Annotated in this window: 22 protein-coding genes and 1 pseudogene; 12 read left to right on the forward strand and 11 right to left on the reverse strand. The window is 54.3% G+C overall.

Going from position 1 to position 20,479, the window contains the following annotated elements; genetic code table 11:
* A pseudogene (locus tag AC2LB6_RS18220) lies at positions 1–352 on the reverse strand (hypothetical protein); the annotation flags it as partial.
* Between the two features lie 1,228 nt (positions 353–1,580).
* Here AC2LB6_RS18220 and AC2LB6_RS18225 point away from each other — a divergent pair.
* On the forward strand, positions 1,581–1,853 hold the full coding sequence (locus AC2LB6_RS18225) for a hypothetical protein (protein ID WP_490094558.1): 273 nt from the start codon (positions 1,581–1,583) through the stop codon (positions 1,851–1,853).
* A gap of 386 nt (positions 1,854–2,239) precedes the next feature.
* Here the strand turns inward: AC2LB6_RS18225 and AC2LB6_RS18230 are convergent, their stop codons facing one another.
* The 3 genes from AC2LB6_RS18230 to AC2LB6_RS18240 form a co-directional block, all read right to left on the reverse strand.
* Positions 2,240–2,881 (reverse strand): response regulator, encoded by a 642-nt coding sequence (locus tag AC2LB6_RS18230; protein ID WP_490094559.1) that lies wholly within the window; start codon positions 2,879–2,881, stop codon positions 2,240–2,242.
* Complete coding sequence (locus tag AC2LB6_RS18235) at positions 2,874–4,253, reverse strand: PAS domain-containing sensor histidine kinase (protein WP_490094560.1); 1,380 nt, start codon at positions 4,251–4,253, stop codon at positions 2,874–2,876. The genes AC2LB6_RS18230 and AC2LB6_RS18235 overlap by 8 nt, the downstream gene beginning before the upstream one ends.
* Before the next feature lie 225 nt (positions 4,254–4,478).
* Complete coding sequence (locus AC2LB6_RS18240) at positions 4,479–5,024, reverse strand: RNA polymerase sigma factor (RefSeq protein ID WP_490094561.1); 546 nt, start codon at positions 5,022–5,024, stop codon at positions 4,479–4,481.
* Positions 5,025–5,299: 275 nt separating this feature from the next.
* On the opposite strand from AC2LB6_RS18240, the gene sctW reads away from it, so the two are divergent.
* From sctW to sctU, 11 genes are read left to right on the forward strand one after another with little or no spacing between them, the layout of a single operon-like run.
* Positions 5,300–6,442 carry a type III secretion system gatekeeper subunit SctW gene (gene sctW, locus AC2LB6_RS18245; protein WP_490094562.1) on the forward strand — a complete coding sequence of 381 codons (1,143 nt, stop codon included), beginning with the start codon at positions 5,300–5,302 and terminating at the stop codon, positions 6,440–6,442.
* 10 nt (positions 6,443–6,452) lie between these two features.
* On the forward strand, positions 6,453–8,576 hold the full coding sequence (gene sctV / locus AC2LB6_RS18250; protein ID WP_490094563.1) for a type III secretion system export apparatus subunit SctV: 2,124 nt from the start codon (positions 6,453–6,455) through the stop codon (positions 8,574–8,576).
* A 2-nt stretch (positions 8,577–8,578) separates the two neighbouring features.
* Positions 8,579–9,445, forward strand: coding sequence for an FHA domain-containing protein (locus tag AC2LB6_RS18255; protein WP_490094564.1), 867 nt, complete (start codon positions 8,579–8,581; stop codon positions 9,443–9,445).
* Positions 9,445–10,803 carry a type III secretion system ATPase SctN gene (gene sctN / locus AC2LB6_RS18260; protein WP_490094565.1) on the forward strand — a complete coding sequence of 453 codons (1,359 nt, stop codon included), beginning with the start codon at positions 9,445–9,447 and terminating at the stop codon, positions 10,801–10,803. Before AC2LB6_RS18255 ends, sctN begins: the two co-directional genes overlap by 1 nt.
* Positions 10,781–11,245: a type III secretion protein gene (locus AC2LB6_RS18265; RefSeq protein WP_490094566.1), complete on the forward strand. Its 465-nt coding sequence runs from the start codon at positions 10,781–10,783 to the stop codon at positions 11,243–11,245. Before sctN ends, AC2LB6_RS18265 begins: the two co-directional genes overlap by 23 nt.
* The gene (locus AC2LB6_RS18270; protein ID WP_490094567.1) at positions 11,242–11,781 is read left to right on the forward strand and encodes a type III secretion system HrpP C-terminal domain-containing protein; all 540 of its coding nucleotides are present in this window, start codon (positions 11,242–11,244) and stop codon (positions 11,779–11,781) included. The genes AC2LB6_RS18265 and AC2LB6_RS18270 overlap by 4 nt, the downstream gene beginning before the upstream one ends.
* The gene (locus AC2LB6_RS18275; protein WP_490094568.1) at positions 11,778–12,821 is read left to right on the forward strand and encodes a FliM/FliN family flagellar motor switch protein; all 1,044 of its coding nucleotides are present in this window, start codon (positions 11,778–11,780) and stop codon (positions 12,819–12,821) included. Before AC2LB6_RS18270 ends, AC2LB6_RS18275 begins: the two co-directional genes overlap by 4 nt.
* Positions 12,822–12,826: 5 nt before the next feature.
* Positions 12,827–13,480 (forward strand): type III secretion system export apparatus subunit SctR, encoded by a 654-nt coding sequence (gene sctR / locus AC2LB6_RS18280; protein ID WP_490094569.1) that lies wholly within the window; start codon positions 12,827–12,829, stop codon positions 13,478–13,480.
* Between the two features lie 7 nt (positions 13,481–13,487).
* The gene (gene sctS, locus AC2LB6_RS18285) at positions 13,488–13,748 is read left to right on the forward strand and encodes a type III secretion system export apparatus subunit SctS (protein ID WP_010245915.1); all 261 of its coding nucleotides are present in this window, start codon (positions 13,488–13,490) and stop codon (positions 13,746–13,748) included.
* Positions 13,748–14,563, forward strand: a complete 816-nt coding sequence (gene sctT, locus AC2LB6_RS18290) for a type III secretion system export apparatus subunit SctT (protein WP_490094570.1) — start codon at positions 13,748–13,750, stop codon at positions 14,561–14,563. The genes sctS and sctT overlap by 1 nt, the downstream gene beginning before the upstream one ends.
* A complete protein-coding gene (gene sctU, locus AC2LB6_RS18295; RefSeq protein WP_490094571.1) occupies positions 14,560–15,645 on the forward strand; it encodes a type III secretion system export apparatus subunit SctU in 1,086 nt (361 codons plus the stop codon). Before sctT ends, sctU begins: the two co-directional genes overlap by 4 nt.
* Before the next feature lie 51 nt (positions 15,646–15,696).
* Here sctU and AC2LB6_RS18300 read toward each other — a convergent pair whose 3' ends face one another.
* The 7 genes from AC2LB6_RS18300 to sctJ form a co-directional block, all read right to left on the reverse strand.
* Complete coding sequence (locus tag AC2LB6_RS18300) at positions 15,697–15,912, reverse strand: CesT family type III secretion system chaperone (RefSeq protein WP_490094572.1); 216 nt, start codon at positions 15,910–15,912, stop codon at positions 15,697–15,699.
* Between the two features lie 50 nt (positions 15,913–15,962).
* The gene (hrpT, locus tag AC2LB6_RS18305; RefSeq protein ID WP_490094573.1) at positions 15,963–16,148 is read right to left on the reverse strand and encodes an HrpT family type III secretion system protein; all 186 of its coding nucleotides are present in this window, start codon (positions 16,146–16,148) and stop codon (positions 15,963–15,965) included.
* A 17-nt stretch (positions 16,149–16,165) separates the two neighbouring features.
* Positions 16,166–18,214, reverse strand: coding sequence for a type III secretion system outer membrane ring subunit SctC (sctC, locus tag AC2LB6_RS18310; RefSeq protein WP_490094574.1), 2,049 nt, complete (start codon positions 18,212–18,214; stop codon positions 16,166–16,168).
* Between the two features lie 24 nt (positions 18,215–18,238).
* Entirely contained in the window at positions 18,239–18,466 is a 228-nt protein-coding gene (locus AC2LB6_RS18315; protein WP_069026120.1) for an HrpF protein, read from the reverse strand.
* A gap of 75 nt (positions 18,467–18,541) precedes the next feature.
* On the reverse strand, positions 18,542–19,138 hold the full coding sequence (gene sctL, locus AC2LB6_RS18320) for a type III secretion system stator protein SctL (RefSeq protein ID WP_490094575.1): 597 nt from the start codon (positions 19,136–19,138) through the stop codon (positions 18,542–18,544).
* Positions 19,125–19,706, reverse strand: coding sequence for a serine kinase (locus AC2LB6_RS18325; protein ID WP_490094576.1), 582 nt, complete (start codon positions 19,704–19,706; stop codon positions 19,125–19,127). Before AC2LB6_RS18325 ends, sctL begins: the two co-directional genes overlap by 14 nt.
* A 6-nt stretch (positions 19,707–19,712) precedes the next feature.
* Complete coding sequence (gene sctJ / locus AC2LB6_RS18330) at positions 19,713–20,477, reverse strand: type III secretion system inner membrane ring lipoprotein SctJ (protein ID WP_490094577.1); 765 nt, start codon at positions 20,475–20,477, stop codon at positions 19,713–19,715.
* Positions 20,478–20,479 lie beyond the last annotated feature (2 nt).

Consider the following 20,479-nt stretch of genomic DNA (forward strand, 5'->3'; position numbering starts at 1 on the left):
CGATCAGCTCATCAAACGTATAGTTTTTCCGTTTATTGATGATATCCGTCAGATAATGGTAACGGTCAGTCCTGCGCAGATATGCCTGACGGTCATTGCCAAATAACGTGTGGATAATCTTTTGGGATATAGAGAACTCTCGGCATTTACGTTTTGAATACTCAACGACTTTAATGATCTTCGCGGTAGCCCACAGTTCCTGCGCACGAGTATGCGGAAGTACACTTTTTTTATTAAAAGCAGCAGGAAGTTTAGTCGTACCAAGTTCAAAAGGTAAAGGAAAAGAATATGCCCATTTCTTACCTGTCTTAATCGCTGCCTTATTTTTATTATTCTTACTACAGGTAGCCACGCAAATAATATGCTGAAAGAACTATGCAATATCACCATAGAATGGGCGTTTTAAATTTCCTGGCCCATCATAAGTAATACTAAAAACAATCCCCTTGAAATAATCCAATGTAGAATCAGTCACCAGAATACTATTATTCGTTAGATACGGCTTCATCGTTCACCTACAGATAATGGTAGAGCACCATTGCCCTAGCCTCATTTATTTACAACTGAATTACGATAAAATTATTCAACCCGTGACTAGGGAAAATTGGGCCATCTTTACTATTTATGGTTATAGCTGCTACATGATATTATATATAATGATAGAGGCTGGAGCCTCATGATAGCTAATACTGGATAATGGCTATAGTATGGATAAGCCATATATACAATATAGAGAGTTACAGTTTATATAGAGCTCAATAGATACAGTAATATACCTAGTAGACGGAAGGAGCCATTAATTCCCAGCTTAGCCAGAATGAGAGTAGCGGTCACCTCCAACATTACCGGTTATTAGGCATTATAATAACAGTCAGGGGTTTATAGATTACGGTGGTAGACGCACATTATTTCCTGGATTTGACTCTTTTGAAACCACGGTTTCACTCAAAAACGCCGATCCTTGTCATATTCAGGATCCACAAAATCCACTTTACTGCGATTAACAACAGGATTAATACTAGTTTCTATGTACGTGGGATGGCTGGTTGATGCATCAGTAACTTTTTAATCGTTGAAACTGCGTAGCTTACAGAACAAAAAAGCAACAGCAATATGACATTTAGAGAGGATGTATGGAAGAAATAGAGCATTTTACCGATGATCGACACAAAGCTTGGTGTGTCCATTGCGGTTCACCCATTATTGACAGTCATACCAACAGAGATCACGTCCCGACAAAAGGGTTACTAGAAAGACCTCTGCTGCCCATGTACCACAAGTCGAAGAATGCAAGTAATGTAATACCGGCTTCTCATTGGATGAAAAGTACTTCGTTACTTTTCTGAGTTGTGTGCAGGCAGGAAGCACAGATCCTTTAGCGCAGAGAAATCCAAAAATCGGGAGGGCACTTACACGTAACCCATCCCTGGCTGCTCGACTACAGGCAGCTAAGCAGATTACAGTAAATGAATATGGCAAACAGCAGATTCTTTGGCTACCTGAGATAGAACACATACATCGGGTTATTTTGAAAAATACCTGAGGCCATGCTTTCTACGAGTTACGAGTACGGAGAGCCAATGTTGGACAATCCAGTCTCTTTAAGTGCCGTTCCACTGATATCTATGAATCAAAACCAACGTAACAACTTCGAAGAAGCCGGTGGACTCTTTGCTGGCTGGCCAGAAGTTGGTAGCAGAATGATGACTCGTGTCATGACAGGTCAAGACTTAGATGATGGTTGGGTTAATGTTCAGAATGATATCTATCGATACGGGGTATTTCAACAAGACATAATGACCTTCCGCTCAGTCATACATAACTACCTCGCAACTGAGGTGGTTTGGGAATAACAGTGTAATGGACACCATTCAATCACTAAAGCATGGATTTTTGACCAGTTTTCGGTCAACAAATCCATGCCATACTTCCCAAATTGCCGCTTTTACCAAAATGAGTATAGGAGTGAGTACAAACAAAATAATATCAATTATAACCCCAATTAAATAAAAATCATATAACATAATTCACGGCTCAACGTCTAAATAAGTTTTGTTGTCTCATGCGGTTTCAGCAACCCCATGAAATCCGACAGACTCTAAAATCCACGCAACTGCGTGGATTTTTTATTATGCGGTCAGGCGTAAAATTCAGGCGGATATGCCCTTCCCCTTGGCTTTGCTTCAAAACACGCTCAGATCGACCCCGCCCGAGGTTTATCAGGCGGAGTCTTACGATGTTATTGCACCAGGTTATGCTGCAGGGAATATTTCACGATATGGGCATTATTAGTAAATTTCATTCGCTTCATCATGCGTGATTTATAGGTACTGACAGTTTTATTACTGATGGAGAGCGCATCGGCTATCGCATTAATCGACTCCCCGTGGGCCAGCATGATCATGATTTGCCGTTCGCGCATCGTCAGGCTCTCATGAGGCGCGCGATTATTGCTCTGGTAGTCGGAGAAGATAATCTCCTGTGCCAGATCGTGATCGATATAGCGTGATCCCTGCGCCACGGTTCGAATCGCTTTGAGTAAAACATCCGGCGACTTGTCTTTGGTGATATAACCCAGCGCGCCATTATTTAACACCCGCCGGGTAATTTGCGGTTCGTTGTACATACTCAATACCAGAATGCGCAGTCGGGGATAAAGAGGCATCAGGCGGGTAATCAGATCTTCTCCACTCATGCCAGGCATCGAAATATCCAGCAGCAGCAGATCGACTTCGTGCTGACGCAGGCGCTCCAGCACCTGGCCGCTATCCGATGCTTCGCAGACCACGTCGATATTTTCATCAAGCGCAAATATTTGCTTCAGGCCCTCGCGCATAATGGCATGATCGTCGGCAATCATCAGACGTATGCATTTACTCATCGGTTGATACTCCCGGTTTTGGACAGGATGCTACTGATTTAGCGCTTACAGAGAGAGGGAACGTCAGTTTAACCCGGGTCCCTTTTCCGGGCGTGCTATCGATGGTCGCTTCTCCATTCAGCATGCGCCCTCGCTCCCGGATGCCGTGCAGCCCACACGTCCCATTCTTCACTCGATTAAGATGAAATCCTTTGCCGTTATCGACAACTTCGATGAGCAGCGCATCCGGCTTGAGTTTGACGAAGATATAAACATTGCTGGCGCTGGCATGGCGGACGACATTGGTGAGAGACTCCTGTACCACGCGAAAGGCCGCCGTCAGCGTCGCCTCATCCAGCATCACGGTGTGTTCGTCAGGTGCCAGTAAAATGCAGCGGATACCATTGTTTTTTATAAACTGATCGCGCAACCATTCCAGCGCCGGAATTAAACCAAGATTGAGAACATTAGGCCGCAGGCGGGTCGAGACATCCCGTACCACCTGAATAGTGCTGTCCAGATGCACCATCAGCTGCTGGATTTTTGCCTGCTGCGCATCGACAGGCTGATCTTTACGCATCGCCAGCAGCGACAACCCTGTGCGCAGTGCGGTTAAATGCTGGCCCAGCTCGTCATGAATATCACGCGCCAGCTGTTTTTTTTCCGCTTCCCGCGCCCGCTCCAGATTATGAGTCAACTGCCGCAACTCCTCTTCGGTCTTGCGGATAGCGGTAATATCGCGCCCAACCGCCAGCACGCTCACTAATTCGCCGTGTAAATCATATTCCGGCACGCAGCGCACATGCAGGGTACGTTTATCCCCCTTATGCTTTACCACCAGCTCATCTTCGGCCACTTTCTCATCAACCATTGTGCGTGAGACCAGCTTAAACAGGCTCAGTCCGATCCCCCCGCGCTGAACACTTTCGGTCAGCGGCACACGACTGATATCGTTTTCGCTAAGATTAAACCCGCTGCGGACTGCCAGGTTGGCATAGAGGCAGCGGGTCTGCAAATCAAAACGTAAAATGAGGTCGGGAGAATTTTCCACTACCTGATGCAGCTGTTTTTCCCGCAGTTGCTGCTGCTCTTTTTGCCGACGAATTTCATGCATATCGCGCACAATGCATAAGATATGCAGCTCACCATCCTGGTGATATCCGCTACAACTCACTTCTACGGGAAAAACGTCATGCCGGCCGGTATGATGTGAAGTGAATTGTATCCCTTCAGGGCGGGTACTGAGTTTCCACCACAGGGCAAAAACGTCATTGTCGCGCAGTTCTTTATCAATGATGTCAAAGCTGAGCTGCGAAAATGCCTCGCGGGAATATCCCGTCAACTGGCAGGCTTTTTCGTTGACATATTTGATATGCAGCTGGCTGTCTATCAAATATATTGCATCATGAATTTTGTTTAAGGCAATATTTGATAAACCGGTGATATTAGTTTTGTGATTGTCATTCTGGTCAGATACACCCTGTAAAAGCATTATTCCCTCCACGGATTTATCACGCCGCAGAGAATAACGTTCCGACGGCATGATAGTCATAACCCGCTAAATATTAACGAGCTGATAAGCTTAGCAGTTAAATTGCCCTTTTTCGTAAGGCCATATTCAGGCGTAAATTCTCCCCTTTAATGTTTCCCTCGCTCGTGAGAGCCGTGAGCGCACGGTGCCGACCGGGATGTCTAACTGCTGAGCGATATCCTGATAGCTACCCTCCTCCTCCACAAGGATAGAGAGCATCACCCTGACGTCTTTCGGTAAAATTTCAAGGGATGCCAGCGTATGACTCAGTAATTGCCTGTTTTCCGTCAGATCGCTGGGATCATTATCCAGTAGCAAATCGGCGATAACTTCATCATTAAGGTTATCAAACAGATAGTGGATCTGTTTTGATTTGTAGTAGTTGCGAATCAAATTAACTGCAATGCCAAATACCCACGTTTCCGGACGGGATGCGCCGCGAAACTTATGGCGGTTACACAACACTTCCAGACAGGTCATTTGCAGGATGTCATCAGCATCTTCATGGCTGGCAATACGTTTTCGAATGAAATTTAACAGCTTCTTATTATGCGTAACGAAGATCTTATCCCAGTTTACGTTAATTGCTAAGGGTGACTCTGCGACAGCGGATACGAGTGTTGAATTCATCATTTTCTTATCTCTCTGAGTAGTAACAATTGATTGCGTTACATAGCAAGAGATATGCCATCTGCCGCTCAACAAATAAGCCGCTGTTTATGAAAACAATTAATTCTTAATACAGAATTATCTGAGACAGTTTTTACCCTTCTTTATCGCTCAGTAATGCAAAAAATTGCACTGATTTCCTGATGAAATTATTTGCACTTTTTTTTACTGCTTTTTACGGAACCGGTAAGCCTTATTTGACACAGAAAGAGAGTAATAACCATTGAGGATGGCTGGCGATGCTTAAAATACAACATGCGATACCGGCGCTGGCGCACTCGCTAAAAGCTCTGCATAAAAATACGCCACAGGCAGCAGGTAAAAACGACGTGCCGGATAATGTTCGCGCGCGGGAAACGTCATTGAATGACGCGATGGAAGAAATTGGCGCCGCGTTCAGTGAAAAGATGGAACGCAGGCAAAAGGCGCAGGACCGCCGCAATGCGTCACGTAACCCGCAGCGTGGCAAGCATGCGCTCAGCAAAGTCGGAGAGCTGAATGCGCTATTTTCTCTGCTCGATGGCGGCGATGAACAACAAACGCTGGAGCAGATGGCATGGCTGCGTGACGCTCTGCGCCAGAACCCACCGCCGGATAGCGACACACTGCTGGAAAAAACCGGCGGCGATCCGGCGCGCACCGCCCTGCTACTGCGTATGATCGGCGAACAGGCACAGGATAAAGGCGACGGGGAACTGGCCGGACTGGCCGGGACCCAGCTGGATAAGCTACAGCAGACCCACGGCCAGACCATTCGTGCAGGCAACAACACGGCGTCAGCCATCGCCGGGTATACCCGCGATCCGCAGCGTAAACAGTCGTTGCGCAACCTCTATTACGACGGCATCGTCCACCAGCAGTCCGCAACCAGGATGCTGGATATGCTGCTGGAGCTGATCGGCTCGCGTAATCTGATACCGACGCTGCGTACCCTGCAGCGCGCGCTGGCGGATGATATCGCCGCACTTGCCCCCTCAATCAGCGTTATTACCCTCGGACGTATCCACCGCGGGCTGCGCGATGCTGCCGGTATAAACCAGACGCTGAGCGACAGCACGACCTTTTTGCAGCGTATGCGCAGCAAATTGCCCGGTGTTGCCATGAACAGCCTGACTCTGGCGCGTCGGATGTTGCAAATCAGCCATAACGGCGCTTATCAGAGTGATTTCACCGGGCTGGCGGACGAGATTGTCGGTCAGAACCGGCAACATCTGCCGCTTTTTTTTAGTTCGCTTTTTCCGCTCCTGCACGGCGTGCCAGCCTCGCTGTGGCCCGCCCAGGAAAATCGTGACAACGCGTTAAAACTCCTGCGCGGCATGATTACCGACGTCACCAAAACTGAGCAGCAACAGCAACGCCGCAACCGGAACGCGGCGTCGTGAGGCAACAAAGATGAATACCCTGTTTCAGATATTGAATCGAATCGCTATCAGCGCCATGCAACGCTCCGAAGTGGTCGGTGCGGCTTTTGCCATGGCGCTGGTGTTCATGCTTATTATTCCCTTACCGCTGCCATTAATTGATGCGCTGATAGCGGTGAATATCTGCCTGTCATCTCTGCTGGTCGTGCTGGCCATGTATCTGCCAAAGCCGCTGGCGTTCTCGACCTTTCCCGCCGTGCTGCTGCTCACCACCATGTTCCGCCTGGCACTCTCTATCTCCACCACCCGCCAGATCTTAATTCAGCAGGATGCGGGCCATGTGGTGGCGGCTTTCGGTAACTTTGTGGTGGGTGGCAACCTTGCGGTAGGGATGGTGATGTTCCTGATCCTGACCGTGGTGAACTTCCTGGTCATTACCAAAGGTTCCGAAAGGGTAGCCGAAGTGGCAGCGCGTTTTACCCTTGATGCGATGCCCGGTAAGCAGATGTCCATCGACAGCGATCTGCGCGCCGGACTGATTGATGGGGTCCAGGCCAGAAGCCGGCGCAATGAACTGGCAAAAGAGAGTCAGTTATTCGGGGCGATGGATGGCGCAATGAAGTTTGTTAAAGGTGACGCTATCGCCGGGCTGGTGATTGTCGTGATTAACCTGATTGGCGGCATCAGTATTGGCGTGCTGCAGCTGGGCATGCCTGCCGGCGAAGCGATGCATATCTACTCTATTCTGACCATCGGTGACGGACTGATTGCGCAGATCCCTGCACTGCTAATCTCGCTGACTGCCGGGATGCTGATTACCCGCGTCTCGTCCGACAATGAACAGACGGCCGACAATAACATCGGCCGCGAGATTGCCGAGCAGTTAACCAGCCAGCCGAAAGCCTGGCTGCTCTCCTCAATGGGCATGGTGGGCTTTGCCCTGCTTCCAGGTATGCCAACGGCAATTTTTTTGCTGCTGGCCGCGCTGACGATGATTAGCGGCGGTTTTCAGATCTGGCGCGTCAAAAAGACCCTGAGCCTTGCGCAGCCACAAATGGAAAATGAGGTCATTCCCCCTGAGCTGAACGGTAAGGAGGATTTACGTCAGTTCAACCCAACACGTCCTTATCTGATCAATTTCTCGTCTTCATGGCGCGGCCATCCGGAGATGCTGGAGCTGGTGCAGGATATTCGCCGCCTGCGTAACCGTATCGTTTACCACTTCGGCTTTACCCTGCCCGCGTTCGATATCGAGTTTCTCGACCAGCAGACAGAAGATGAGTTTCGCTTCTCGGTTTATGAAATCCCGAAAGTAAAAGGCACATTTAACGTGTCGCACCGGGCGGTGAAACGCCGCTGGCTGGACGAGATCGCGTCAGCCGACAGGGAAAGCGTGACAGAGGGTGATGAGCAGCGTCAGGAAGGCGATCTACTCTGGCTGCCGGCGGATCATCCGCTGCTGCAAAAAGAGGAGGTCGAGCGCTGGACGCCGCGCGAAATTCTGGTCAAGCGCATGGAGAACGCTATTCACGCCAGCAGCCCGCATTTTATTGGTCTGCAGGAAACCCGCGCGCTGGTGAGCTGGCTGGAATCAGAGCAGCCGGAGCTGTCGCAGGAGTTACAGCGCGTGATGCCCCTCTCACGCTTCTCCAGCGTCCTGCAAAAACTGGTTTCAGAACGTATTCCGCTGCGATCGGTTCGGGCAATTGCCGAAGCGTTGATCGAGCATGGGCAGCATGAGCGCGACATCTGGCTGCTGACCGACCAGGTGCGCATCTCGTTGAAAAATCATCTCTGTTACCAGTATGCCCGCCCGGACGGCCTGCATGTCTGGCTGCTGACACCGGAACTGGAAGAACAGTTGCGTGACTCGCTTCGTCAGACACAAAACGATCTGTTCTTTGCGCTAACCCATGAGCAGATCAGCGCCATTCTCCCGGTCATCGCCAACGCATTCCCGGTTGACACCCCGGAAAGCGCCGTGCTGCTGGTCGCCCAGGATCTGCGCAGTCCGATGCGCGGGCTTATCCAGGAAGAGTTCCACTATGTGCCGGTGCTCTCTTTTGCAGAGCTGCAACCTAACCTCGCAGTAAATGTGCTGGGCCGTATAGAGCCTGATCCGGCCGCTTACTCACTTACCACGTGGGAGAGTTAATCATGTTCGAACTGCGCGTGCTGTCTGGCCTGCATTTAGGCGCCGCGTTACCCCTCTTTGGCGATAAATGGCTGATTGGCCACGCCGATGAGGCCGATCTGATGCTTAGCGATGCTCGCGTTGCTGCCCGCCAGTGCGAACTGCGCCGGGAAGAGACACGGTGGCTGGCACAACCGGATGGCGGAGAAGGCTATACCATTAATATTGAAGAACCTTTTCAGGTCGCTGACGTCTGGCTGTGCGTCGCGCGTATCGACACGCCGTGGGCCGCCTGTATGCCGCCAGCCACCCCTTCTATGCCGGAAGAATCTGCTGAAGCGCCGTCTGAGGCCGTTCCCCCTGTCGCTGCCCGTAAAGGGATATTCACCCGCAGCATCCGCACGCTGGCCTGGAGCCTGATGTTGCTGCTCACCCTGACGGTAATGAGCTGGGTTTTGCAGCCCACCGTTGCCCAGACTCAGGTCGCCTCCTCCCGGCTACTGAACACCCCCGCAGAATTGCAGGCTCCGTTACAGAAAATGTTGCGCGAACGCGATCTGGCAAGCCTCGTGAAAGTGGATATGCATAACCAGCGGCTGCGTCTTACAGGCCGCCTCAGTAAGCCACAGATGCAAATCTTTAACCGAATGCTGGAGCGCTTTAATGCAACGTACACCAGTGATATCTCTCTGGATAACCAGGTCAGGCTGCTGAAGGTCAGGTTGCCGTTTCGCATTGTGCAAATCACCACCGGTAGCCGCGCCAATATCGTCACTGATGATGGGCAGCGTCTCTTTATCGGCGATGAAGTAGACAACCTGCGGCTGGTGGCGATTACCAGTAACCAGATCGAGTTCAAGGGGCGCGATAACATTAAGGTGAGCTGGTAATGACGATAGCACTGGAGCAGTGGTATCAGCAGCAGCAGCGGCGGCTGATCGGCTTTTCGCCGGTCGAAAGTTTTGGTCGCATTACCGGGATCAGCGGAATATTGCTTGAAAGCAGCCTGCCCCAGGCGCGGATTGGCGATCTCTGCGAGATCGCCCGGGATGACGGTCAAAGCGTGCTGGCAGAGGTGGTCGGCTTTAACCCGCAGCACACGCTACTCTCCGCCCTCGGCCAGCTCGACGGCATAGCCCGGGGCGCGCGCGTGGTTCCGCTGCGCCTGCCGCACAGTATTGTGGTGTCGGACGCCCTGCTCGGCAGCGTACTTGACGGCTTTGGCCGTCCACTGGATGCAGGCCAGCCTGGCGCGTTCGCCCTGCCCGGTACGGTGGATGATGCGGTGGGTGTACTGGGCGATGCTCCGGCACCTACCGATCGTCCGCGCATCGATACGCCACTGCCGACCGGAATTCGTGCCATTGATGGCCCGCTGACCCTCGGCGTGGGACAGCGGGTGGGGATCTTTGCCGGCGCGGGCTGCGGGAAAACCACCCTGCTGGCGGAGATTGCCCGAAATACGCCCTGCGATGTCATTGTCTTTGGTTTGATTGGCGAGCGTGGGCGCGAACTGCGTGAGTTTCTCGACCATGAACTGGATGAGGCACTGCGCAGCCGTACCGTGCTCATCTGCGCCACCTCCGATCGCAGCAGTATGGAACGCGCCAGGGCCGCGTTTACTGCCACTGCCATCGCCGAAGCCTGGCGCGATAAGGGCAAGAATGTGCTGTTGATCCTCGACTCTCTGACTCGCTTTGCCCGCGCCCAGCGTGAAATCGGCCTCGCGCTGGGTGAGCCGCCGGGTCGCGGCGGGCTTCCGCCTTCGGTTTATACCTTATTGCCCACCCTGCTGGAGCGCGCAGGACAGACCTCACGGGGGGCTATCACCGCCCTCTATTCCGTGCTGATTGAAGCCGATTCAATGAACGATCCGGTCGCGGACGAAGTGAGATCCCTGATTGATGGCCACATTGTGCTGACCCGTCGTCTGGCGGAGCGCGGACACTACCCGGCTATTGATGTGCTGGCGAGCCTGAGCCGTACCATGAGCAACGTAGCGACTCGCGAGCATATCCGCGACGCCACGCAACTGCGTCGCATGATGTCCGCCTGGCAGCAGGTAGAAATGTTAATCCGCCTGGGGGAATACCAGCCGGGACACGATGCCATGACCGATGCGGCGGTATCGGCTCAGGAGGCGATAAATAGCTATCTGCAACAGGCGATGCACGCGCCCTGCGGATATGACGACACACTGCATTACTTAGCGGAGGTAAGCCAGCATGCGCCGTCATCCGCTACCTGATCACGACATCATGACTGATGAGGGCAGCGCTGAATTGCAGCAGGCCTTCTCTCTGCTGCTGCCAATTCGCCGCCAGCGCTTACGCCGCTGCGAACGGTTGCAACGGCAAGCGGAGCAGGCTCTGTGCGAAACGCAACGTCAGTCAGCCGAGGCGGAACAACAGCTTGAAGCCGCACGACAGCATTATCAGCAGCTGCGCGATAGCTTTGCCGGACACCACCAGTCGGGGCTGCAAAAACAGGAGCGTCTGGTCGGGGGATTGGCCCGGGAGCGCCAGGCCAGCGATGCGGTAAGTGGGCAGCGTAATCAGCTGCAACAGTGCCGCGCACAGCAGGTCATGCAACAACAACAGGTGCAGTACACACAGAAGCAAACACAGGCGCGTCTGCGCGATGTGGAAAAACTGGAATATCTGATGGCGCACAGCGAGGCATTACGATGACAGCCTTACCCCACCCCCCGCAAAATAATCCAGCGCCACCTGCACGCCCGGAGGTGCCGCGCCGTTCGCCGCAGACCGGACCTTCAGACGCCGCGACGTCTGAGCGTAAATCCCGTGCCGAGCCGTTTCGTGAAGAGTGTTCGCTATTCGACGCACTGTTGCTCACCCCCAGCGAACTGCCGCAACCGCTTATTATACCGTGGGAAGGCTCCCCCTCTTTTGAGTCACAGTTATCCCATGAGCATGTGGCGCCCGCCTCTCCGGTCAGGGCCTGGCAACAACTGGAGCCCCCCCTGTGCGCAATGGCAGAAAAGCAGCCTGCTGGCCCGATATCGATGTCGCTACTGCTGCCCCTTTTAGGCGAAGTGGATGCCCGCCTGAGTCCTTTTGCCGCGGGCTGGGATATCAGCCTGCGTTTTTCGCCACCCGCCATGACTATGATGGCCGCCCATCAGGAGCGCTGCCGGGAGTCACTGCGCCGCCGGATGGCCTGCGCTGTGCGCCTGCGTTTTGAGCAGCGCGGAGGCCGGGAATGAAACCCTTATTCCTGCGCACTCTGCCGCGCGAGGAAGCCAGCCTGCGCCAGCGTATCGGCCACGGTCTTGGCTATCCTTTTACCCTTGCGGGCGAAGCAGGTGAGCTTCAGCTGCGGCTCGCCCCCTCCGGCGAGCGGCCACCGACGCAGAACTTCACCTGCAAGGCGGGAGGGTTATCTCTGGCAGGGAGCGAAGCGCTGCTGAGTCTGTTTTCCTCTTGTCCGCTGCTGCCAGAGCCCGGGGTGTGCGCTGACTGGTACTGGCCACTTTTTAACCAGCACCTCAGCCCGGGATTGCGTGCGCTGTTTGGCGACCTGACGCCGCAAAGTGCGATCTGCGCGCCGGTAGAGGGAATGTGGCTTGCGATTAGCGTCACGATCAGTGAGGCGCAGGCGCAAAGTCAGTTATATATTGCGCCCGCCACACTGGCGGCGTTGTTAAACCAACCTGGCTGGGCTCCGCTCCCTGCACCGCTTTGCAGCGCCCTGCCGTTATCGCTGCCGATAGAACTGGGTGCGGTGTCGTTTGCCCCCTCGCAGTTACGCACACTTCGCCCCGGTGATGTGATTTTCCCTGCTACCTCGTATTTTTTCCCGACCGGTCGCGGCGAGCTTCGCCTTGCGCAATTGCACCTTAAGGGCGAATTGCTGTTCGGGGAGGGGCATCCTGCCCGTTTTCTTATTACCCGTCTGGAGAATAGTTACATGAATGTGACCCCCGAAGATAATCTGCCTGCCGACACACCTCAAGCGGATGAAGGCCTGACTGAAACAACGGCGCCTGTGGCATCCCCTTTTGATGCGCTGCCGCTGGCCTTAACCGTGCGCTGCGGCCATCTCAGACTTACGCTGGGTGAGTTAAATCGTCTGGATGTCGGCTCGACGGTCACGGTCGAAAACGTCGTGCCCGGTGAAGCACTGCTGTGTCACGGCGAGTTTCCGCTGGCGAAAGGCGAACTGGTCGATGTCGAAGGACGTCTGGGGTTGCAGATTACCCATATGCTGCCGGGCGTGGCGAGCGTCGGGGATGTGAACAGGTGATTCCGATGGAAATGGGGCCACTCAACCCGATTATGCTGGCGCTGTTTCTCGGTGCGCTGGCACTGCTGCCGATGATGCTCATTATCTGTACCAGCTTTTTGAAAATTACGATGGTGCTGCAATTGACGCGCAACGCGATGGGCGTGCAGCAGGTGCCGCCGACGATGGCGCTCAACGGCATTGCGCTGGCGGCAACGCTATTTATTATGGCGCCGGTATTTAGCGATATGACCGACCGGCTGAAAGCGATCCCTGTCGATTTCAGCAGTATGGAGCGGCTCGAATATACCGCCGCTAACGGTATCGAGCCGCTAAAAACGTTTATGCGCAAAAACACCGATCCGGACATCGTCATCCATCTGCAGGAAAATGCCCAGCGTATGTGGCCAAAGAAAATGGCAGATTCGGTCACCCCCGACAATATGCTGCTCATTATCCCGGCCTTCGTGCTATCGGAGCTGCAGAACGGTTTCAAAATCGGCTTTCTGATCTTTATTCCTTTTATTGTCGTTGACCTGATCGTCTCGAATATCCTGCTGGCGCTCGGGATGCAGATGGTGTCGCCGATGACCGTTTCGCTGCCGCTGAAGATCCTGCTGTTTGTGCTCATCAGCGGCTGGACGCGGCTGCTCGACGGCCTGTTCTACAGCTATTTATGAGGTCATCATGGATATTCTGACGCTGTTTCGCCAGGGGTTACTGCTGGTGGTTATCCTCTCCGCGCCGCCGCTGCTGGTGGCGGTGATCTCAGGGGTGATTATTTCACTGGTGCAGGCCGCCATGCAGTTGCAGGATCAGACCCTGCCGTTCTGCATCAAGCTTATCGCGGTCGGCCTGACGCTGGCGCTCACCGGGCGCTGGGTCGGTGTTGAACTGATGGAGCTGGCGCAGGCGGCGTTTGCGATGATGTCAACGGTCAGTTCCTGATGCTGACAGGTTACCCACTCACCGATACGTTTCATGCAATCCTCGCGCTGGGACTGGGCATGGCGCGCATCTTTCCCTGCCTGTTACTGACACCGATATTCTCTTTTAGCGTCATAAAAGGGCTGCTGCGAACCGCCATTGCGGTGGCGCTGGCGCTGTTTATCGCCCCTGGCATCAAAGAACAAATTGATGTGCTTGAGCCGACGATGATGGCGCTGGCAGGGCTGGTACTCAAAGAGTTAATGATAGGCACCCTGATCGGATTGTTGCTGGCGTTGCCTTTCTGGCTGTATGAGTCTGTCGGTGCGTTATTCGATAACCAGCGTGGTGCCTTAATGGGTGGGCAGATTAACCCCCAGCTCGGGCCGGATGTGACACCTCTGGGTAAATTGATGCAGCAGGTGCTGATATTGCTGCTGGTCACAGGGCTGGGATTATCGACCATCACCCAGGTTATCTGGGACAGCTATCATCTTTGGTCCGCCACCCAGTGGATACCTTTCCCCGCAGAGGCGGGATTTCACGTCTGGCTTACGCTTTTGGGCAAAATCTTCAGCGATATGGTGCTTTACGCCGGCCCGCCGGTGGCGCTGATGCTGCTGCTCGATTTTGCCATCGGTGTGATGAGTCTCTATAGCCCACAGCTACAGGCGACTGCCCTGACGATTCCGCTGAAATGCCTGCTGGGCATGTTGTTTTTTATCCTCTATCTGCCGCTGCTGGACCATCTGGGTAATGCGCGGTTGTATGAACTGCGCGATCTTATCCCTGTCCTGTCGCAGATATTTGCCCCTTCCGCCGGGAGCGCGCCATGAGCGAAAAAACCGAAGACGCCACACCGCAAAAACTCAGGGAGTCGCGCAAAAAAGGCCAGGTCAGCCAGAGCCAGGATATCCCTAAGCTGCTTATCTCAATCGGTATCCTTGAGACCCTGTTTGCGCTGGTGGATACCGGGATGCAGCGGTTGCAGGCGATGATGCTGCTGCCGTTAACCCGTCTGCGCGACCCATTCGATCACGCGATGGAGGAAGTGATCAGTGATAGCGTCACCGTAATGCTGGTGCTGGTGGGCATCCCGTGCGCCATTGCCATGCTGATGCGGGTGGTGGGCGGCTGGGTGCAGTTCGGCCCACTCTTCAGCACCGAAGCGCTGGCACCGAAACTGGATGCGCTTAACCCGTTTAATCACCTGAAGAATATGTTTTCTGGCCGCCAGTTTACCCAGCTTTTGACCAGCATCGTTAAAGCGGTAGTGATAGGCCTGGTGGTATGGCAGGCGATCATGCCGGATCTCGGTGCCCTTGCTCAGCTGGCGCTTGGCGATCTCAACGGTTTCTGGCAGGGAGTGATGGCGCTGTTTATGAAGGTGTCACGTCGGGTGCTGATGGTGATGCTAATAATCAGCCTGTTCGATTTTGGTATTCAGCGCTATTTCTTCCTCAAGCAGCAGCGTATGAGTCATGAAGATATTAAAAACGAGTTTAAGCAGAGCGAAGGCGATCCGCATATGAAAGGCCACCGCCGTCAGCTGGCTCAGGAGATGCTGAATGAAGAGCCGGTTCCTGCCCGTGAGATTAACGTGGAAGACGCGGATGTGCTGCTGGTTAATCCCACCCATTTTGCCGTCGGCCTCTATTACCGCCCGGATGAAACGCCGCTGCCGCGTCTGCTGTTTAAGGCTTGCGATGAAGAGGCGCGGGCATTAATTGAAGAGGCGCAGCGTAAAAAGAGACCGGTGATCCGCTTTGTCTGGCTGACCCGCACCCTGTGGCGCACAACGCGCGAAGGGGCTTATGTTCCACGCGAAACGTTAAATGCCGTCGCGCACGTCTATCGTCTGCTGCGGGAGCTGGAGGATCACTATCTGGATGAGGTCATTGAGATTCGGGAAGAATAGTGCGGAGGGCAGCGCCGCATTAACTTATCAGGCAACAACACTCTCGGGCAGTCACATCCGCGTCTCACGTGCCTGCTGAATAAAAGCCAGCATTAAAGCGCTAAAAGTCGCCGGGGTGAAACCGGCAAGCGGTTGCTGATAACAGAGCCGCTTCTGCTCCTCTTCATCCAGCGCTAGCCAGCATCCCTTCGATGGGAGAAAACAGATGAAGCCGCCTGCGGAGGGCGGCGGGAAAACGGAAGGTGAATAGCGATGGTCGGTTCTCACTCAAATACGGCCCCAGCGATCAGCCGGGGCCAGAAACTGCCGAAACGTGGTTAATTATCTACCGTTATCTGCGTGTAATCGTTCGGGCTATTACGCAGTTGTGGTTGCCACCAGATGGTCAGGTTATGCAGGTCTGAAGAGGGGCGGCAGCCCACGTCATTACATCCGCCCTGCGGCTTCGCGCAGGCACTCAACATCAGCGCGGCAGCGGTAAGCACAATTATTCTCACTAACATGCTTTTTCCTTATCAGCTCAGTAGAGGTTTTTGGCCGGTGCGCCGCCGGTTGCAGAGAGCAGCGAAGCGCGTGACGGACGTGTCGGAGCAGTGCTATCAAATGCGACAAAAACCTCCGCCGATTCACCCGGGCGCAGTTCTCCGCGCGGCCAGACCGCTACTGCCAGCGTGCGGTCGCTGCGGCACGTACTCTCATCAAAACGCTGCGTCTGATGGGTGTTGTTGGTGATTACCCCAACGGTTATCTGTACGCTGCTGTTGCCGTACCACTGATGGCGGCGGAAATCGCTCCCGAAAGCCCCCGGAATACGGCACAGGGAGGAAAGCGTCTGGCCGGTTCCACCACTGGTCATCCCCGCTGGCACGCGGTTCAGCGCCAGGTCGCGCATCGCGCCTTCCACCATCCCTTTGATGTCGGTGTATTTATGACGGTTAGTCACCTCATCCATCGCGCTATTCAGCTGTTCGCGCGACTCGGCAGCGATATACCGGGTGGGATCGACCTGGTCGCCAATTAAATGCGGCGTAATAATAAACAGCCGCTCACGCTGGGAGGTTTCATAGCGCGTTGAGGTAAACAGCTTGCCAATCAGCGGAATACTGCCGAGGATCGGAATGCGTCGTTCGCGGTCGCCCGTCTCTTTGGAATGGAACCCGCCCAGTACCAGCGAGCGTCGCGCCTCCACCAGCGCCTGGGTGCTGACCGCTGCGTTATGGGTTCCCTGCGCATCGCCCTCTTCATCTTTATTGAGCTTGCCATCTTCCACATCAACAATGAGCTGGATAGCCGATTTTTGTGAGGTGCTGATAGCGCGTGGCGTCACCCGCAGGCTGGTCCCTGCGGTGACAGACTGAATATCCGCCACCCTCTCACCAATGGCGCGAATAAAGGCAGTATCGCTGAAATCAATCACAGCGGGCTGATTCTCCAGCGTGAGGATAGTTGGGTTAGCGATAATGGATGCCGTCCCTTCCCCCTCCATCGCTTCGATACTGGCAAAAAATCGCTGGAAATCGGTCACAAACAGTGTACTGGCACCGGAAAGCATATTGGCGCCGCTGGCGACGCTGCCAAACTGACCGGCCAGATTGCTGGAGAAGCGCTTCAGCGCGCTGCGGTCGATATCGACAATCACTGCATCGATTTCGATCAGCTTTTGCGGAACATCGATGGCGTTAATTAATGCCTGATAAGTGTCCCGGGTTTTCGGATCGTCACGCACCAGCAACAGGTTGTTACGCACATCCGCTGATACTTTACCCGCCAGATTGCTGACAGGCGCCTTTTTACGCCCGGAGACCGGCATATTGCGATTAATCAGCTCGTTTAAAACACTTTGCGACTGTTCACGTGATACCTGTTCATCCTCTCCCTGGCCTGATGACATTTTTCCGGAAGAGGCATTACTGGACTGACCCAGTAGTTCATTCAGAATGGTGGCCACTCCCGGCACCAGCAGCTCCTGATCGCGATAGCGAATAGTGCGATCCGCCACGGCCGCATAACGCAGCGGGAATGCCATCATATCTTTATTGGCCCCGGCTTCAGGTTTGCTTTCCGATTTACGGGCAAATTCCGTTATCTGACGCACATACTCCGGCGGGCCGGTGACCAATACCACGCCTTCATCCGGCAGTTCGCCCCAGCCGAAGCGGGGTTCCAGCAGGCCGACACCGCGCAGTGCCTCTTTCAGATCCGGCGCGGCTTCCGGGGAAATCTCAATACGCTGGGAAGTTTGCGCTGCCTGTGGGCTGACGTAGAGCGTGTTGTTGTAGACAAACCACTGAAAGCGATACTCAAGCGCCAGGCGATTAAGGAACGCTTCCGGGCTGTCTGCGCGCAGTTTACCGGTGACATTGCTGTCGCCCAGCGTGCCAAGATTGACCTCAACACCAAAGCTGCTGGCAAAATCGTCAAGAATAATGTTAAGCGGGGTATTATCTGCCGAATAGGCATACGCCCCATTCTTCCACTCATCCGGCACACGAGCGTTTGTGATGCCCATACTCAGTAGCAACAGGGTAATGGCCGCCAGCAGGCGGCCCGGAAAAGAAAACATAAACACGCCTGACTCCTTGATGACAGGGGCTTAGTTAACAGCGTCAATGATCGCTTTACGGATGCCAAACTTGAACTGCGTATATTGCGAACTTGCCCAGCTGGCGTTGGACATATCCTGCAGGCGGTTCTGGAAAGCATACATATCCGCAATGCTGAACGATTCGCCCGAAACATCGCGGGCAAACTGATAGGCTTCATGATGTTTGCGGTTTGAGTTGGAAGATAACTGACGCTGTAACAGATCGCTGGAACTCATGACGTTGACTCCTCTTGTTGGACACCCCTGTTAAGTGGCGCGACAAGCGAAGCAGTTCCACTGTTTTTGCTTTTTTTATGCAGTCTCTTCTGCCAGCGCTGGTGCGAGGTGCCGGCACAGTGTCCGCCAGTCAACCATCAGCTCGCCTGCGTCGGTAATAAGCCGCAAGCGATCTGGTTCAAGCGCCGGGTCGGCGCACAGCGTCCAGCGAAGCTGCGGCTGCACGACCAGCCAGCCGTTAATCTCCTGCTCCTGCCCGCTGGCGCAATACAGCGTCGCCTGCTGCTGACGCGGATAGTGACGCAACAACTGTTTGAGTAACGCGTGAAAACGGCGCTCATCATCCACCTCATCGAGCAGGTGTTGCAGTGCCTCGTTCAGAACTTTTCCAGCGAGCAATACCAGCTGCGTCTCTTCGGCTGCGCGCTGTTCCTGCCAGTCCGCAAAGAGCGTCTGCGCCTGCTGCCAGAACAGGGCTTCCCATTCGCGCTGGCAGGCCGCCCTTTCGGCTTCCGCCTCGGTGCGTGCCTGCTCGCGGATCGTTTGCGCCTGTTTATGGGCCATCTCGATGATGGAAGCCGCTTCAAGTCTGAGCGCAATTTCCTCGCGGCGCAGCACATTACCCGGTGGCGCGCTGCCGCCCTGCAGATGCAGGCTTTTAAGTTTCCACATCGCGCTTCTCTCCCGAATGTTGTTGCACCTGCCAGAGCGCCGTTTCCCATAAAGGACGCAGACGATGGCCAGGCAGTGAAAGCGCCGGGCTGGCCGGCGCATCGCTTGCAGGGAAGAGTAGCCGCAGGCGCGGCCAGATGGTCGGAAATAACGCCTGCAGCAGACAGAGGCTGTCGGCGCTGCCGCCAGTGGTGAAAAGCCCGGCGGGCAGCCAGCACTCAATGCGCATTCCTTTCGCCAGACGCCGCAACCAGATCTTTAGCTCTGCGGGTAACGGCATGGCTCCGGCGCAAATTTCCGCGACTAAAATCAGCAGTTGCGCGCGCTGTTCGCAGCTTAAGTCGCTGATGGCCAGCACCATCGGCTCCGGCGCGACCAGTTCGCCTGGTACACCCAGCGTGTGGTGCCAGTACGAGGCATGCTGGCGGAGATAGTGCCTCTGCAAAGGCGCAGATAACCGGGCCAGTGGCGGGGTGCACCAGCTTTTATCAGCCTGTAACCAAAAGTCAGCGTGCCACCAGTGTAACCAGCGCAGGGCAATGTCCTCATCAGGCGAAGCGTTGAGCATAATCAATTACTTCGCCTGTGCGGCCAGGCGCTTACGACTCAGAGCCTGACGAATGAACGCATTTGCCACCAGTAACAGCAGAAGCACCCCTAAACATGTTGTAACTATCTTAATCATCCCATAACGTTCCGGGCTTAGCTGAAACGGCCCCAGCTGCACCATTTCAATTTTATCCTGCCAGGCTTTCGCCGGGACAAAGACAATCGCCAGATCGCGGTCATCACGCCCGCCCAGCCCCGGAATGCTGGTTGCCACCAGCCGGCGAATGCGCGGTTCGATACTGTCCGGATCAAGGTTTTCATGATATTTGATAAATACCGAGGCGGAAGCGGGCTGTACCGGCTCGCCGGGGGCAATACGCTCCGGCAATACGACATGAACACGTGCCACCACGACGCCATCGATTTGTGAAAGTGTCGCTTCTACCTCCTGTGACAGCGCATAGATATAGCGGGCGCGCTCCTCCAGCGGACTGGAGATAACACCACTTTTCTGAAAAACCGCGCCGAGGTTGGTTCGCGCCTGATGGGGCAGTCCGGCGGCATTGAGGATATTCACCGCCCGCTCAATATCACTGCGCGCGACGCTAACGCTGATCCCCTCTTTGGAAACCTGTTTATCCGCCTCAATTTTAAAGCGGCTCAGTTCTGCCACCACATCATTGGCATCGTTTTCTGACAGCCCGCTGTGCAACTGGGTCTGATCACCACAGCCGGTAAGCAGCAACGCCAGGCACAGGGCACAGAAGCATTTAATGACAGCGCCATTCATAA

This window comes from Pantoea sp. RCC30.1 (assembly GCF_058148845.1).